Consider the following 16,110-nt stretch of genomic DNA (forward strand, 5'->3'; position numbering starts at 1 on the left):
TTCGTCGTTCGTGAACCGAGACCGGCACCTGCATCTACATCTGCACCAAGGCTTGCATCGACATATAACAGCAAAGGACGAATACTGCTTATGCAGAACACTGAAAGCAAACAGGGCGGCGGAACAAGCAGACCCGGCATCATCATCGCCGTGTTGGCGGCGGCGGGCATCGCCGCATCACTGACCCAGACACTGGTCATTCCATTGGTCGGAGCATTGCCCAAGCTCTTCTCCTCGGATCCTTCGATCACGGCGTGGGCCGTAACGATCACCCTGCTCACCGGGGCTGTGGGCATGCCGATTCTCGGCAAACTGGCCGACACCTATGGCAAGAGGCGGATGCTGCTGATCGCTTTGGTGCCGCTGATCCTCGGATCGGCGATATGCGCCACGGCGCCGAACATAGCGATGATGATTCTCGGCAGGGGATTGCAAGGCATCGCCACGGGTATGGTGCCTCTCGGCATCAGCCTGCTGCACGATGTGCTGCCACCCAAACGGGTGGGAACCGCCATCGCATTGATGAGCTCGTCAATGGGCATCGGAGGCGCATTGGGTCTGCCCGCCGCGGCGGCCATCATTCAGTACGTCAGCTGGCGTGGCCTCTTCTGGATCGATTTCGTCATAGCGGCTCTGATCTTCGTGCTCATCGTCACCCTGATTCCCAAACCCACGCACACCCCCGTCTACGCACCATTCGATTTCATCGGTGCCGTGGGTCTCGGTGGAGCACTGCTCTGCTTGCTGCTGGGTATCATCAAGGGGAGCTCCTGGGGATGGACGAGCATGGGAATCATCGTGCTGTTCGTCGCTGCGCTCATCATCGCATTGCTGTGGGGATGGTGGGAGCTGCGGTACGGCAATCCGCTGGTTGACCTGCGGATCATGAGAAGACCCACCGTGCTCGTCACGAATGTGGCGTCGATCTTCATAGGCTTCGCCATGTATGCGCAGTCCCTGCTGTTGCCGCAACTGATGGAGCTGCCGACATCCACGGGCTACGGGCTTGGGCAGACGATGCTGCAAATGGGTCTGTGGATGGCCCCCAGCGGTTTCGCCATGATGGCCGTTTCATCGCCGGGTGCGACAATCACCGCCAAATTCGGTGCCAAGACGACCCTGATCTGCGGCGCATTGACCATGGTCGTGGGCTACGGGCTTGCGATGATGCTGACCGGTTCACTCGTGGGGCTGATGATCACCTCCTGCATTGGCAGCATCGGTACCGGTCTGGCCTTCGGTGCCATGCCGACGCTCATCATGAGTGGAGTACCGGCCAGTGAAAAGGCGTCTTCCAACAGTTTCAACAGCGTGATGCGTTCAATCGGCACCTCGGTGTCCTCCGCGGTGATCGCGGCGGTGCTGGCGACGAACAGCTCCTCATTCGGCGGTGCCAGCATCCCGACGCTTGCAGGATTCAGAACGGGATTGCTGATGGGCTGCATCGTCGCGGTGATCGCGGCGGTGATCGCCGCCTTCATCCCCGCGAGCGGTAAGAGGAAGGCCGAAAGGAAGGGCACCGGTGCCTCAGACCGATAGGCGGATGCATATACAGTGCGGCGCTTGGGACCCAGCTGAATACCTGGCTGGGGCCCAAGCGCCGCACTGTATGTAGGGGTGGGTTCAGAGCGCCTTGGCACCGATGTCGTGACGATAGAACATCCCGGTGGTATCCAATCCATCGATGATGCCGTAGACCTTGTCCTGCGCCTCCTTGATGGTCGGCGCCGAGGATTCGACCAGCAGCACGCGTCCTGATGAGGCGAGGAGCTGCTTGGGGTTCTCCTCCGAGGTGGCGACGCCCGCATAATAGACATGGGAGTCTTCATCGACATCGATCTCGGGAATGGGGGCACCCGTTACCGTATTGACGGGATATCCTTCGGAAGCCAGGACCACGCCGAGCGTGGCACCATCGGCATCCCATGAGAACTCCGGTTGCCCGCCATCAAGCAGGGCACTGATGCCGGCACCGAGATCGGAGCTCAGACGGGGGAGCACCACTTCCGTCTCCGGGTCGCCGAACCTGGCGTTGTATTCGATGACCTTCGGGCCGTCCTCGGTGGCGATCAGACCGGCATAGAGAATGCCGGTGAAGGGGACGCCCTCATCGACCATGGCTTGCGCCGTCGGCTTCACAATCGTTTCAATGGCCTCGTCCACGATGTCCTGACCGATTCGCGGGACCGGGCTGTAAGCGCCCATACCACCCGTATTCGGACCCTCATCACCGTCATAGGCACGTTTGTGATCCTGAGAGATGGGCATAGGCCAGAACTCAGCGCCTCTGACGAAACTCATCAGTGAGAATTCCTGACCTTCCAGGTACTCCTCGATGACGACCTTGGCCCCGGCCAGGCCGAAGCGATGGTCGACGAAAATATCCTCCAGGGCGGCGATGGCCTCCTCGACGCTCATCGCGACGGTGACTCCCTTGCCTGCAGCCAGCCCATCGGCCTTGATCACGATCGGGGCACCCTGGTCCTGAACATATTGTTCCGCACGTTCCAGATCCTCGAAGGTCTGGTATTTGGCGGTCGGAATGCTGTGCCGTTCCATCAGGCGTTTGGCGAAATCCTTCGATCCCTCGATCTGTGCGGCCGCCTTGTCCGGTCCGAAAGCCTTGATCCCCGCATCGGCGAAACCATCGACGATACCCTCCATCAGAGGGACCTCCGGCCCTACGAAGACCCAGTCGATATTGTTCTCCCGTACGAAATCGATCAGAGCCGCGTGGTTGGTCTGTGCCAACTGGCTCGTGTGGATGCCGTCACGCTCCATACCGGGATTGCCGGGGGAGCAATACACGTCATCAATGCTGTCTCCCTTGAGCAGGGAATACGCCACCGCGTGCTCGCGGGCGCCCGAACCGATGATCAAAACCTTCTGTCCCATGGTGTTCCTCTCCTCGTCAGATCTCATGCCTGGATTCAGATGCCGTGGCGCAGTTCCACGCGGGCACCGTTATCCTTGATGATTCGTCCGACGACGTAATGCGGTTCATTCGCCTCATCGAGAATTCTGCCGACCTCCGCCGCCTTGGCGGGGCTGACCATAAGCACCATGCCGATGCCCATATTGAAGATGTTATACATCTCCAGCGCCTCGACATGACCATGTTCCTGAAGAATGCGGAAGATGGGCGGAACATCCCAGCTGTCGATGTCGAAGGCCGCCGCGAGCCCTTCGGGAATGATGCGTGGCACCTTTTCCACGAAGCCTCCACCTGTGACGTGGGCGACACCGTTCAACACGTCGGCTGCGAACAACGGCTTCAGCGCCTTGGCGTAGATGCGGGTGGGTTTGAGGAGTTCATCCGCCAAGGTCAGCCCCTCGAGTTCGGGCAGCTTGGAGTCCACGGTGAAATCCGAATCCTTGAACAGCGCCTTGCGGACCAGTGAGAATCCGTTCGAATGCACGCCTGATGATGGCAGACCGATGATCACATCGCCCTCGCTGATGGCGCTGCCATCGATGATCTTGCTTTTTTCGACCACACCAACCGTGAAGCCGGCGAGATCATACTCATCGGCATCGTACATATCGGGCATCTCGGCAGTTTCGCCGCCGACCAATGCCGCACCCGCCTCGACGCAGCCATCGGCGACGCCTTTGACGACCTGTTCGAGCAGTGCGGGATCGTTCTTCCCACAGGCGATGTAATCGAGGAAGAAGAGCGGCTCCGCACCTTGGGCGAGGATGTCGTTGACGCACATGGCCACGCAATCCATGCCTATGGTGTCGTGACGATTGGCGGCCTTGGCGACCATGAGCTTGGTGCCCACGCCATCGGTTCCCGAGACCAGGACCGGCTCCTTGTACGCGAGTGAGGACAGATCGAACAGTCCGCCGAACCCTCCTATACCGCCTGCGCCCTTGCGCGCGGTACGTGCGACATGGCGTTGAATCCTGTTGACGACTTCATAACCAGCTTCGACGCTCACACCGGCGTTTTCGTAGGCTGTTGGCATGGATGACCTTCCCTTGGTGGTACGACTGTTTGAAGCGCTATATCTGTACGGCGGCTGGTGGATTGACGAATTCATTGTCCTTGTATCCGCTGGTGTCCTCAGCGAAACGTGTTACGCGAAGGCGATCCTCCGGCGTCAGAGCCGCAAGGAAATCCTCCTCGTAGTCGTCCAACCTCGTCGGGTAGTCGCCGTTGAAATACGCCACGCACAGACCGCCATACGGCGCATTCGCATTCAGTCCTATGGATTCGACCAGACCGTCGACCGTCAGGAAGGCCAGTGAATCGGCGCCGATGTATTCGCGGATGTCCTCGACCGATTTCTTGGCGGCGATGAGCTCGGAGCTTTTCTGGATGTCGATGCCGTAATAGCAGGGGTACTTCAGCGGGGGTGACGCGATGCGCATATGGACTTCCGTGGCCCCTGCCTCACGCAGCAGACGCACGATACGCCGCGAGGTCGTGCCGCGAACGATGGAATCGTCGATGACGATCACACGTTTGCCCGACACGACGCCGCGCACGGCCGCCAGCTTCATGCGGACACCCTGCTCACGAAGCTCCTGGGTGGGCTGGATGAAGGTGCGGGCCACATACTGGTTCTTGATCAGACCCATTTCATTCGGAAGGCCCGATGCCTCGGCATACCCTGACGCCGCCGAAAGCGAGGAGTTGGGCACGCCGATCACCATATCCGCGTCAACCGCGCATTCCTTGGCCAGCCGTGCACCCATGCGCTTGCGTGCTGAATGCACATTGATGCCGTAGATATTCGAATCGGGACGGGCGAAATAGATGAACTCCATCGAGCAGATCGCCAATTGGGTGTCATCCGTGTACCGTTCGATGCGGTATCCGGAATCGTCGATGATGACGATCTCCCCGGGACGGATATCACGGACGAGTTCGGCCCCGACGATATCGAGGGCGCAGGTTTCCGAAGCCAGGATGTAGGCCCCGTTGGTCATGCGGCCCAAGGAAAGGGGACGGAAGCCATTGGGATCCAGGGCGCCGATGATGGCGTTCTCCGTCATCAGCAGGTAGGCGAATCCGCCATGGACCTGATTGAGCGCATATTTCAGCTGCTCTATGAAATCATTGCCCGGTGCGCGGCGGATGAGATGCATCAGGACTTCGGTATCCGAATTCGAGTGGAAGATGGCGCCCTGACCTTCGAGCTCGCATTTCAGCGATTCGCAGTTGGTCAGATTGCCGTTGTGGCAGAGCGCCACATCGCCATCGTGAAAACGGAAGATGAAGGGTTGGATGTTGTCGATCGAACCGGAACCCGAGGTGGCGTAGCGTACGTGTCCGATGGTGGTGTTGCCTTTGAGGCGGGTGATATTCGCCTCTTCGGAGAACACCTGAGTGAGTAAGCCGAGGCCTCGGTGGCCGATGAGATGCCCGGCATTGTTCGAAACGATGCCCGCACCCTCCTGGCCGCGATGTTGCAACGCGTGCAGGCCGAAGTATGTCAGACGGGCGGCATCAGGGTGACCCCAGACGCCAAAGACACCACATTCCTCATGCAGGCCTTCCAGCTCAGCAGGCATGCTGGCGGCTCCTTCCATATGTTTTGGTGATGTAGGGAACTCCGCATTCCCTACACACGATAGCAAGTGTGTACTACAAGCAAAGCGAAGGTTAACGGGTGAAGTACTCGACTCCGCCCTCGATGATCGGTTGGAAATCGCGGGCGTCCGGCACATTGCGATAGAGCCCCGGTCCGCGGCGTTCGCTGTGGCCCATCTTGCCGAGCACGCGTCCATCAGGACTGGTGATCGCCTCAATCGAAAGTGCCGAACCATTGGGGTTCACGTCAAGATCCATCGAAGGAACACCATGCGCATCCACATATTGCGTGGCTATCTGACCGCCTTCGATAAGGCCGCTGAGCGTATCGGTATCCGCGACGAAACGGCCTTCGCCGTGGCTGATCGCGATGGTGTGGATGTCTCCCACGGAGGTCCTGCTCAGCCAGGGGGAGAGCGTCGAAGCGATTCTGGTGCGTACCAGACGGCTCTGATGGCGTCCGATCGTGTTGAAGGTCAGGGTCGGATAGTTCTCGGCCATCGGCACGATATGCCCGAAAGGCACCAGACCGAGCTTGATCAGCGCCTGGAAGCCGTTGCAGATGCCGAGCATCAGGCCGTCGCGGTCATCAAGGAGGTCACTGACGGCATCGCTGACTTCGGGGGAGCGGAAGAATGCGGTGATGAATTTCGCCGAACCATCGGGCTCGTCGCCACCCGAGAATCCTCCGGGCAGCATCACGATCTGGCTGTTGCGGATGGAGGAAGCCAGTGCACGGGTGCTTTGCGCAACCGACTCAGGGCTCAGGTTGTTGATGACCACCGTCTCCACCTCGGCACCCGCACGTCGGAACGCACGGGCCGAATCATATTCGCAGTTGGTGCCGGGGAACACCGGAATCACCACTCGTGGCTTGGCGACGTGCTCCGGATGGTGTTCGATGCTCATCTGCTGCGAACTGATCGTCCGGACCTCTTCACCTGCCGCGCGGTATGGGAAAACCTCTTCGATCCCGGATTCCCAGGACTCCTGCAGCGCAGTCAGATCGAGGGTCTCCGCCGTGGTGCGCAGCGTATAGTCCTCGCTGGTCACACCGATCTGACGAAGCGTCATATCCTCGGCGAGCGTTGGGATTTCGGCATCCGGCGACAACTCAACCACGAAGCTGCCATAGCGTGGCTCGAAGAGGGCGTCGGTATCGATGCCGTCATTCAGATCCAGACCGATGCGATTGCCGAGTGTCATCGTGAACAAGGACTCGGCCAGGCATCCGTAACCGGGTGTCGAGATGGACAGTGCCGCACCCTTGCCGACCAGGGATTCCACAGTGGAAATCGCCGCGATCAGACTGTCTGCCTCAGGAGTGAGACCGTCCTTCTGGTAGTGGGGTTCAATCAGCAGCACGCGGTTGCCCGCAGCCTTGAATTCGGGTGAGACGGCTCTGTCCATAGGCCCGACCGCCACGGCGAAGCTGATAAGCGTCGGCGGCACATCGAGATCCTCGAAGCTGCCGCTCATCGAATCCTTGCCGCCGATGGCACCGACCTCAAGGTCGAGTTGAGCCATCAGGGCGCCGAGCACGGCCCCGACCGGTTTGCCCCAGCGCGCCGGATCCTCACCGAGCTTTTCGAAGTACTCCTGCAGGGAGAGGTATGCGTCCTCACGGCGGAATCCTGCGGCCACCAGCTTGCTGATGCTTTCGACGACGGCCAGATACGCGCCCGTGAACTGATTGCGTTCCGTGATGTAGGGATTGAATCCCCATGCCATGGCACTCGCCGTGGTGGTCTCACCGTCAACGGGGAATTTTGCCACCATCGCCATACTCGGCGTCAGTTGCCGGTTGCCGCCGAAAGGCATAAGCACCGTGGCCGCGCCGATGGTGCTGTCGAAACGTTCGGCAAGCCCCTTGTTCGAGCAGACATTCTGGTCGATGACCAGTGAATGCATCCGCTCTCCGAAGCTCTCACCCTTCCAGCCGCGACTGTAGTCCTCGGCTTCGGGCACATGCACATCGGTGTGCTTCGGAGCGCCGTTCGAGGCGAGGAAGGCACGGCTGACATCAACGATCGTGTCGCCCTTCCAGGTCATGCGCAGACGCTTCTCCTCGGTCACACTCGCCACCACGGAGGCCTCAAGGTTCTCCTGACGGGCATATTCCATGAACTCATCGACGTCTTCGGCTGCCAGGGCCACCGCCATGCGCTCCTGGCTTTCGGAGATCGCGAGCTCGGTCCCGTCCAGACCCTCGTACTTCCTGGGAACGGTATCAAGATCGATGTTGAGCCCATCAGCCAACTCGCCGGTGGCCACGGAGACGCCGCCGGCCCCGAAATCGTTGCAGCGCTTGATCAGACGGCATGCATCGCCACGACGGAACAGCCGTTGCAGCTTGCGCTCGATGGGTGCGTTGCCCTTCTGGACCTCGGCACCGCAATCCTCAAGGCTTTCGGCGTTCTGTGACTTCGATGCGCCGGTCGCCCCGCCGATGCCATCGCGGCCGGTGCGGCCTCCGAGCAGGATGATCTGATCGCCCGGTGTCGGTTCCTCACGGCGAACGTGATTCGCAGGCGTGGCTCCCACCACCGCTCCGACCTCCATGCGCTTGGCGACATAGCCGGGGTGGTAGATCTCATGGACCTGGCCTGTGGCCAGACCGATCTGATTGCCATAGGAGGAGTAGCCCGCGGCCGCAGTGGTCACGATTTTGCGCTGTGGCAGTTTTCCGGGCAGCGTCTGGTCGAGCGGGGTGGTCGGATCAGCGGCGCCGGTGACGCGCATCGCCTGATACACATAGCTGCGTCCGGAGAGGGGATCGCGGATGGCCCCGCCGATGCAGGTGGCCGCACCGCCGAAAGGCTCGATCTCCGTGGGGTGGTTATGCGTTTCGTTTTTGAACAGGAACAGCCATTCCTGATCCTCACCATCGACGTCGACGGTGGTCTTCACCGTGCAGGCGTTGATCTCCTCGGACTCATCCAGGTTGCGCAGCACGCCGGTGGACTTTAGGTATTTCGCGCCGATGGTGGCCATATCCATCATGCACAGGGGCTTGTGTTCACGGCCCAGTTCGTGTCGGAGTGAAAGATAGCGTGCGAAGGCCTCACGGACCTTGGCGTCATCGATCCGCACATCATCGAGTTCCGTGCCGAAGGTGGTGTGGCGGCAATGATCCGACCAGTAGGTGTCGATGACCTTGATTTCGGTGATGGTCGGATCGCGCTTCTCATCCTTGAAATACCGCTGGCAGAATGCGATATCCGCAAGATCCATGGCAAGGTCCCGCTCTTCGATGAAGGCCTTGAGCGCGCTTTCATCGAGTTCGGTGAAGCCCTTGAGCACTTCAACCTTCGCCGGGGTAGCCATTTCCATGAGCAGCGTGCTTCTGGTGTCGAGAGAGGCCTCACGGGCTTCGACGGGGTTGATGACGTAGCGTTTGACGGCTTCGACGTCGTCGTCGCTCAGATTCCCGGAAAGCATGTAGACGGTCGCGGAACGCACGGTGGGACGTTCCCCTTGGCTCATCAACTGGATGCATTCGCTGGCGGATTGTGCGCGCTGGTCGAACTGCCCCGGAAGATATTCGACGGCGAACACGCGCGCGCCATCGGTCGAAGGCATGTCATCGGTGACCACATCGCTCTGGGGCTCGCTGAAGACCGTGGGGATGCTCTGGTCAAACAGTGTTGAACTGATGCCTTCGACATCGTATCGGTTAATTAGCCGCAGTGAACTCAGAGCCTCAAGGCCGAGCACTGTGCGCAGCTCATGCTTCAGCTGCTGCGCCTGAATATCGAATCCTACCTGTTTCTCAACGTAGACGCGGAAAACCACAGTGCTTGTCCTCTCTTCGTGGGGCAGACTATCTTCACGATGGCCGACACCAGAAGAGTCGGCCGCTCTGTTCTGGGTGTTTAGTGCTTGCAGTGGCAGTTGCCGCCACAAGCCTCGGGGCTCTCAAGTCCTTGCAGACGAGTGAGGATCTCCTCATAAGCCGGGATGATGCTTCCAAGATCGCGACGGAACAGATCCTTGTCGAGATGTTCGATGGCCTCGGAGTCTTCGCCCTGGCCCTGCTCATCCCACAGCCGGCAGGTGTCGGGTGTGATTTCATCAGCCAGAAGGATCATGCCATCCGAGGTGATGCCCATCTCGATCTTGAAGTCCACAAGCCTGACGTCGATGGAGGAGAAGATGGCCAGCAAAGCCTGGTTGATCTCACGCGCCTTGGCGGAGATGATCTCCAGCTGCTCTTCGGTGGCGAGCTCCAAAGCAAGAATGTCATCATTGTTGATGAAGGGATCGTTCAGCTCGTCGCTCTTGTAGAAGAATTCAAGCACCGGCTTGCTCAGCACGGTGCCTTCCTTGACGCCGTAGCGTGTGGCGAAGGATCCCGCCGCCACGTTGCGCATGACGATCTCCAGAGGGAACATCGTCATCTTGCGCACCAGCTGCTCGGTTCCCGACAGCTGCTTCACGAAATGGCTGGCGATGCCTCGCTTTGCCAGTAAGCGGAACATCAGCGAGGTGATCTCATTATTGAGATGCCCCTTGCCTTCAATCTGCTCCTTCTTCGCGCCATTACCGGCAGTCGCCTGGTTCATGTATTCGACCCAGAGAACATCCTGGTCGTCGGTTGCGTAGAGTTTTTTTGCTTTGCCTTGGTAGAGCAGATCCAACTTCTCCATGGCTCGCCTTTCTTGTGCAGCGTATGCGCAGAGGGGATTTATCGTCAACGGACAGTGCAAACAGTACCAAGCGCCTGATACAAGCGGATGACACGCAATCCCCGTCCACGGCGGAGGAAACAAGCTGTATCGATTCCGCCGAGGAGGGGATCGGTGCGACGGCCAAGGAGCTTCGCAAGGGGCGGATCGGGCCGGTCAGGAGGCCTTCGTGCTGATGCGGAGGTTCTCGATGATGCGAGCGGTCTTCTCACGGGATTCGGACTCATCCCGTCCTATCGCCAGAGCCACCCCCATGCGACGGTGACCGTGGACCTCCGGTTTGTTGAAGATACGGAGTTCCGTTCCCTCCCCATCCAAGGCGTCGGGAAGATTCGAGAACACCGCGGGCCCTTCACCTGACACCACGATGGCGCGACTGGCCGCGGTGGAATGCTCGGGAAGATTGGTCACGGCATCATTCGGATACACGGGGATGCCCAGAATGGCCCTGGCGTGCAGCGCGAATTCGCTCAGACGCTGGGAGACGAGCGTGACCATACCGGTGTCATGCGGGCGTGGGGAGACCTCGTTGAAGAGCAAGGTGCCGTCGGTGAGCACGAAGAGCTCGACGCCGAACACACCCCAACCCTGCTCATCCGCGCTTCTGGCATGATCGACAAGTCCCTGGACCGCTTGATGCGCGAGGTGCCGGGCGTCGGCCAGAATCTTTGACGGCACGTTGGCCGGTTGCCAGGATTCCCTGTAATCACCGCTTTCCTGGCGCTGACCGATCGGCGCGCAGGTGACGATCCCCGCGCTTGAACTGACGGTGAGCACGGTGAGCTCGTATTCAAGAGGAACCAAGGCCTCAACGATGACGCGCGACACCTGACCGCGTCCGGCGGTCCTGCCGCCGGTCTGTGCTTCATCCCACGCGGCGTCAAGTGATGCGGGTTCGCGGACCACGGATTGCCCGTGCCCGGAGGAGCTCATAATCGGTTTGACCACGCAGGGATAGCCGACGGCCTCCGCCCCGGCCCGCAGTTCCTCCGCCGATTCGGCGAAACGATACGGCGTTGTAGGCAGGCCAAGCGTCTCATGTGCCAGAACGCGAAGGCGCTCGCGGTCCATACAGATCGCGGCGATGTCGGAACTTGGTGTCACCTGGATGCCCGATTGGGCTGCCTGGGCCAGTTCCGAAGTGGCTATCGCCTCCACTTCCGGAATGATGATGTCCGGATGGATCTCGGCGATGAGTGCGCGCAGGGCTTCTGGATCCGCCATATCAAGCACGCGCGATTCGTGCGCTATCTGTGCGGCAGGGGCTCCTGCGTAGCTGTCTGCGGCACACACCCATACGCCGAGGCGCATCAATTCCAAGGTGACTTCGCGTCCCAACTCGCCGGATCCGAGCAGCAGCGCGCGCGTGTTCTCGGAGGCAAGGGGAGTGCCGAACTGACGTTCGTTGGGGAGGGATGGATTGGACTGGTATGCAGTGGCATCGCTCATGCGCCCATTGTGCCACTGGGGTATGGATAAAGGCACCGGTATGGAAAGGCACTGGGTATGGAAAGGCGCCGGTATGGATGAAGGCCTCCATGTCTCCCTTCATATATGCCTGGCGCGAGGCGGCACGAGACGAGGCGGTGGATTCCAGGAAGGTGCGCCATGGATGCACGTTCCGGACAGTGCCATGCGGAAACGGGCTTAACGCAGTGGCAATGCGATTGTAGGATGGTGGCGAAGAACAGCCGAAGCAGGTCGGGGGAGTACGTGATGGCACAGGAGATCGATGAAGCCGTGATGAATTTGACAGGGATGTTGGCTCAACGGGCGAAATCGATCCCCGACAATCCTTTCGCTTCGGCGGATGCGCGGGTCGCCGCGGCGATGGCGCAGGGTGCCGATGTGATCGATCTGAGCAAAGGCAACCCGGATGGCGAGCCCCCGGAGTTCATGATCGAGGCGGCGGTCAAGGCATCTCACGATCCCGCTGATTTCCGCTACGCGCCTTTCGACGGCAAGCCGGCCTATCTGCAGGCCGCCGCTCATTGGTACCGGCAGGAGCATGGCGTTGCGTTGGATCCTGTGACACAACTGCTGGCGGTAAGCGGTGCTTCGGTCGGAATCGGTCTGACGATACAGACTTTGGTCAACCCGGACGATCTGGTTCTGGTCCCGGGTCCCTACTACCCGCAGTATGAAGGTTCCACGGCTGTGGCCCAGGGGCATCTCGAAGCCTTGCCGACCGATGCCGAGCATGGATTCCTTCCCGATCTCGATGCGGTGCCCGAGTCCTTGTGGAAACGGGCGAAGCTCTTGATTCTCAATTACCCGAATAATCCGACGGGGGCCGCGGCCACACCGGAATTCTTCGCCCAGGCCGTCGCCTTGGCCAAACGCTATGACTTCGTGATCATGCACGACTTCGCATATGCCGGCATCGGATTTGACGATCAGCCGCCGATCAGCCTGCTCAGCACTCCGGGTGCCGTCGATGTTGCGGTGGAGCTGTGCTCGCTTTCGAAGATGTACATGATCGCAGGCTGGAGGGGCGGTTTCGTCGCCGGTAATCCAGAGCTCATGCATGCGCTGAAAATGGTGCATCGGCAGACCAGCCTGCTGATGGGGACAACCGTGCAGGATGCCGGTGCCGCAGGGCTCAACAGCGATCAGGCGACCGTCCGGGTGTTGGCGGAGCGTTACAAGAAGCGTTTCCTCACCCTGCAACGGGGTCTTGCCGCAGCGGGCCTCACGGTCTGCGATTCGCATGGGGGCCTCTTCGCGTGGATGAAGGTGCCGGACGGCGTCTCCGATGCCGAATTCTCACGCTGGCTGCTTGCGCAGGCAGGCGTCGCGGTTATCGCAGGCTCTGATTTCGGACCGACCGGCGCCGGATACGTCCGCTTGAGCCTGCTCAGGCCGGAATCCGATTTGGCCGAGGCGGCGCGACGCATCCGTGAGGCTCTGCAGTCAGCCTGATGACGGTTGACGGCTGTCGTGCCGAGGGTGCTCCTATTCAGAGCAAAGCGACGAGGGCATCGACATCCGATTGCTTCGTCGCCCAACTGGTGGCGAGACGGATGACGGTATGTTCATCGTCAAAGCGCTCCCAGATACTGAAGATCACATCCTTCGCCAAACGTGCCAGGGCGCTGTCCTCAAGGATGATGAATATCTGGTTCGTGGGCGAATCGATGTAGAAGCGATACCCGCGTTCGATGAGCGCTTCACGCAGTGACGCGGCCGTTTCGATCGCATTGCGGCTGATACGCATATAGAGGTCATCGGTGAACAGGGCGTCGAATTGCGCGCCGACCAACCGGCCTTTGGCGAGGAGCGCGCCATGCTGTTTGATCATCGTGAGCATATGAGCGGGAGCGTTGCCGCCGGGGAACACCACCGCCTCACCGCATAGGGCTCCGACCTTGGTGCCGCCGATGTAGAACACATCGCACAGCTCGGCGATATCCGTGAGTGTCAGATCGCTCTGAGGGCATGCCAGTGCATAGCCGAGACGGGCGCCATCCGCATACAGCGGAAGATCGTAGCGATGGCACACGGATGATATCCGGGTCAATTCATCCTTGGAATACAGGGTCCCGTATTCGGTCGGGTAGGAGATGTACACCATGCCGGGGAACACCATGTGATCGTGATTCGGATCCTCGAAGAAAGCAGCGAGGAAACGCTCAAGGGCATCAGCCTCGATCTTGCCATTGACCCCGGGGATGGTGAGCACCTTATGGCCCGCGGTCTCGATCGCCCCCGCCTCATGCATGCTGACATGCCCCGTGTCGGCCGCGACCACGCCTTCATAGGATGTGAGCAGTGAGGAGATGACGACCTGATTGCTTTGCGTGCCGCCGACCAGCAGAAACACATCGGCATCCGGCTTGCCGCAGGCCTGCGCGATTTTTCGTTTCGCCTCGACGCTGCACTCATCCTCGCCATAGCCCGTCAGCTGGGCTGAATTCGTATCGATAAGCCTGCGCAGTACGTTCGGGTGAGCGCCTTCGGAATAGTCGTTTTCAAAATGCAGCATATGCCCCTCATCATGACTGATATCGCTGTTCGCCTCCCGCTGGGGAAACGTCTTACTGTCGAGAATCGTACAGCGGATTATTGTGCTCGTCGTTAATGACAACATGGGGCGTGGGATCGAGACTGAGCTCAACCTGCAATGATTGCCCTCCGTCCGCGCTCGTGGGTCGGTAAACGAAACTCCGGTTCTCCAGATGCATGTTTCGAATCTGGGCCTGGGACAGCCACGGATGGTTGCGACGGAGCGCGATCAGATCACGATGCGCGTCGAATATGCGCCGGGCTGCGTCATCCAGTGTTTCGGGATGTTCGGGGAAAGCGGGACGTATCGCATCATCGCCCCCGAGCCGCTCCTCCTTGATGGCGGTCATTCCCAGCTCGTCGCCGTAGTAGATGCTGGGGATGCCACCGACCGTCATCAGGATGGCGAGGGCAAGTATGGCGCCCTCCTGACCGGTCTGGCTGGCGACGCGCGTCACGTCATGATTGCCGATGAAGGTCTGGGGGATGAAGGTCTTCAGGAAGGTATTCTGACGTTGCAGATTCCAGTCGAGTTCGAAGAAATTGCCGTTGGCGATGCTTGACCAGATCGACTTCCATAATTCGTACTGCGTGACCGAATCAACCGTCGAGTGTTGCACGAATGCAGGGTAATCCCCATGTATCACCTCGCCGAAAATCCATGTGTCCGGATGCTGCTCACGCACCAGCGGGAGCGTTTTCGCCCAGAATTCGGGAGCCACCGAATACGCCGCGTCCAGACGCCACCCGTCGGCCCCATGATCCAGCCAGTGATTCATCACCTCGGCGACGTACGAGACCGTGGCAGGGGAGTCATGGTCCAACTCGACGAGCCCCTGATGCCCCTCGAAAACAGGCAGCCGGGCTTCGGGGGAGTCCGTCTGCGCTGCGGTGTTCGGAATCGTCTTGATCAAGCCATGCCAGGGGGATGCTGCTGCCGGGTCTGCGTCCAGTGCTGCCGCGACCGCGGGATGTTCCCTTCCGACATGGTTGAAGACACCATCGAGGATGATGCGGAGACCTCTGCCCTGGGCGGCGCTCGCCAATCGTTCGAATGCCTCATCTCCTCCGAGCCGGTCATCGATATGCATGAAGTCGGTGGTGTCGTAGCCATGGGTCGTCGATTGGAAGATGGGGCCGAGCAGCAGTCCGGTGGCTCCGAGGTTGGTGACATAATCCAGCCAGGGAATCAAGGCGTCAAGGCCGCGTCCCGCATGCCGATCCTCGGGGGTTTCGGGCCGTATCGTCGCACCGGAGAATCCCAGCGGATACACATGCCACCACACCGCTTCGCCCGCCCAGGACGGAGGTGACAGGAGACGATCTTCTTGGGATGCCTGGGGCCCTCCGGAAACTTGAGAAGCGTTGGCATCCTGCGGTCTGTCTGCACCCGTATGCATGTCTGGCTCTGTCCTCACTGAACACCCCCAAGAAATCCGTTGAATGTTGAATACAGACGAATACCGTTAACACTACTGGCTATGTGCAGGATCGGCCAGAAGCTTGGATATGCCGGGGTGTGCACTGGGTATATGCACTGGGTAAATGTGCCGGGTATGCATCGGCTGTGCACCTATCGCGCACTGGGTTGTGTGCCGGTTATGTGCCGGGTATGTACCTGGTATGCAGCGCTCATGCATAAGCGGCCCCGGATAATTCTTCGACGACTTTTAACAGTCGGCGTGGCACGCTGTCGATTCGTGTATAGTATCCATCTGTTGTGTGATTTTGGTATGTTGATCATGCACCATGGTGGATATAGCTCAGTCGGTAGAGCATCTGATTGTGGTTCAGAAGGTCGCGCGTTCGAGCCGCGTTATCCACCCCACGCGAAAGCCCTGCAGCCCCAATGGTTGCGGGGTTTTTCATTACATT

The 16,110-nt window shown here is 59.9% G+C and carries 10 protein-coding genes and 1 tRNA gene; 3 read left to right on the forward strand and 8 right to left on the reverse strand.

Features of this window, described 5'->3' with window-relative positions; genetic code table 11:
* Window positions 1-90 precede the first annotated feature (90 nt).
* On the forward strand, window positions 91-1,539 hold the full coding sequence (locus BPSY_RS06385; protein ID WP_051921771.1) for an MFS transporter: 1,449 nt from the start codon (window positions 91-93) through the stop codon (window positions 1,537-1,539).
* A gap of 84 nt (window positions 1,540-1,623) precedes the next feature.
* Here the strand turns inward: BPSY_RS06385 and purD are convergent, their stop codons facing one another.
* The 6 genes from purD to purT all read right to left on the reverse strand — a co-directional run bounded on the left by purD (window position 1,624) and on the right by purT (window position 11,679).
* A complete protein-coding gene (gene purD, locus BPSY_RS06390) occupies window positions 1,624-2,895 on the reverse strand; it encodes a phosphoribosylamine--glycine ligase (protein ID WP_033496695.1) in 1,272 nt (423 codons plus the stop codon).
* Between the two features lie 35 nt (window positions 2,896-2,930).
* On the reverse strand, window positions 2,931-3,971 hold the full coding sequence (gene purM, locus BPSY_RS06395) for a phosphoribosylformylglycinamidine cyclo-ligase (protein WP_033496693.1): 1,041 nt from the start codon (window positions 3,969-3,971) through the stop codon (window positions 2,931-2,933).
* A 37-nt stretch (window positions 3,972-4,008) separates the two neighbouring features.
* Window positions 4,009-5,523: an amidophosphoribosyltransferase gene (purF, locus tag BPSY_RS06400; RefSeq protein ID WP_033496802.1), complete on the reverse strand. Its 1,515-nt coding sequence runs from the start codon at window positions 5,521-5,523 to the stop codon at window positions 4,009-4,011.
* 91 nt (window positions 5,524-5,614) lie between these two features.
* On the reverse strand, window positions 5,615-9,337 hold the full coding sequence (locus BPSY_RS06405) for a phosphoribosylformylglycinamidine synthase (RefSeq protein ID WP_033496692.1): 3,723 nt from the start codon (window positions 9,335-9,337) through the stop codon (window positions 5,615-5,617).
* A gap of 80 nt (window positions 9,338-9,417) precedes the next feature.
* Complete coding sequence (purC, locus tag BPSY_RS06410; protein ID WP_051921772.1) at window positions 9,418-10,191, reverse strand: phosphoribosylaminoimidazolesuccinocarboxamide synthase; 774 nt, start codon at window positions 10,189-10,191, stop codon at window positions 9,418-9,420.
* A 195-nt stretch (window positions 10,192-10,386) separates the two neighbouring features.
* Window positions 10,387-11,679, reverse strand: a complete 1,293-nt coding sequence (gene purT / locus BPSY_RS06415; RefSeq protein WP_033496690.1) for a formate-dependent phosphoribosylglycinamide formyltransferase — start codon at window positions 11,677-11,679, stop codon at window positions 10,387-10,389.
* Window positions 11,680-11,973: 294 nt separating this feature from the next.
* On the opposite strand from purT, the gene BPSY_RS06420 reads away from it, so the two are divergent.
* The gene (locus BPSY_RS06420) at window positions 11,974-13,152 is read left to right on the forward strand and encodes a pyridoxal phosphate-dependent aminotransferase (protein ID WP_033496799.1); all 1,179 of its coding nucleotides are present in this window, start codon (window positions 11,974-11,976) and stop codon (window positions 13,150-13,152) included.
* Window positions 13,153-13,189: 37 nt separating this feature from the next.
* Here BPSY_RS06420 and BPSY_RS06425 read toward each other — a convergent pair whose 3' ends face one another.
* The gene (locus BPSY_RS06425) at window positions 13,190-14,215 is read right to left on the reverse strand and encodes a threonine aldolase family protein (RefSeq protein WP_033496687.1); all 1,026 of its coding nucleotides are present in this window, start codon (window positions 14,213-14,215) and stop codon (window positions 13,190-13,192) included.
* Window positions 14,216-14,267: 52 nt separating this feature from the next.
* Window positions 14,268-15,635 (reverse strand): alpha-amylase family protein, encoded by a 1,368-nt coding sequence (locus tag BPSY_RS06430; RefSeq protein ID WP_081884293.1) that lies wholly within the window; start codon window positions 15,633-15,635, stop codon window positions 14,268-14,270.
* A 352-nt stretch (window positions 15,636-15,987) separates the two neighbouring features.
* Between BPSY_RS06430 and BPSY_RS06435 the strand changes: the two genes are divergently transcribed.
* A tRNA-His gene (locus BPSY_RS06435) sits at window positions 15,988-16,063 on the forward strand.
* Window positions 16,064-16,110: the final 47 nt, after the last annotated feature.

Origin of the sequence: Bifidobacterium psychraerophilum (assembly GCF_000741705.1) — a bacterium.
GTDB classification, from domain to species: domain Bacteria; phylum Actinomycetota; class Actinomycetes; order Actinomycetales; family Bifidobacteriaceae; genus Bombiscardovia; species Bombiscardovia psychraerophila.

Excerpts from the sequence above, each read along its gene's own strand:
- BPSY_RS06385 (WP_051921771.1), top strand. The coding sequence starts at position 91 with ATGCAGAACACTGAAAGCAAACAGGGCGGCGGAACAAGCAGACCCGGC.
- purD (WP_033496695.1), bottom strand. The coding sequence starts at position 2,895 with ATGGGACAGAAGGTTTTGATCATCGGTTCGGGCGCCCGCGAGCACGCG.
- purM (WP_033496693.1), bottom strand. The coding sequence starts at position 3,971 with ATGCCAACAGCCTACGAAAACGCCGGTGTGAGCGTCGAAGCTGGTTAT.
- purF (WP_033496802.1), bottom strand. The coding sequence starts at position 5,523 with ATGCCTGCTGAGCTGGAAGGCCTGCATGAGGAATGTGGTGTCTTTGGC.
- purC (WP_051921772.1), bottom strand. The coding sequence starts at position 10,191 with ATGGAGAAGTTGGATCTGCTCTACCAAGGCAAAGCAAAAAAACTCTAC.
- purT (WP_033496690.1), bottom strand. The coding sequence starts at position 11,679 with ATGAGCGATGCCACTGCATACCAGTCCAATCCATCCCTCCCCAACGAA.
- BPSY_RS06420 (WP_033496799.1), top strand. The coding sequence starts at position 11,974 with ATGAATTTGACAGGGATGTTGGCTCAACGGGCGAAATCGATCCCCGAC.
- BPSY_RS06425 (WP_033496687.1), bottom strand. The coding sequence starts at position 14,215 with ATGCTGCATTTTGAAAACGACTATTCCGAAGGCGCTCACCCGAACGTA.
- BPSY_RS06430 (WP_081884293.1), bottom strand. The coding sequence starts at position 15,635 with ATGCATACGGGTGCAGACAGACCGCAGGATGCCAACGCTTCTCAAGTT.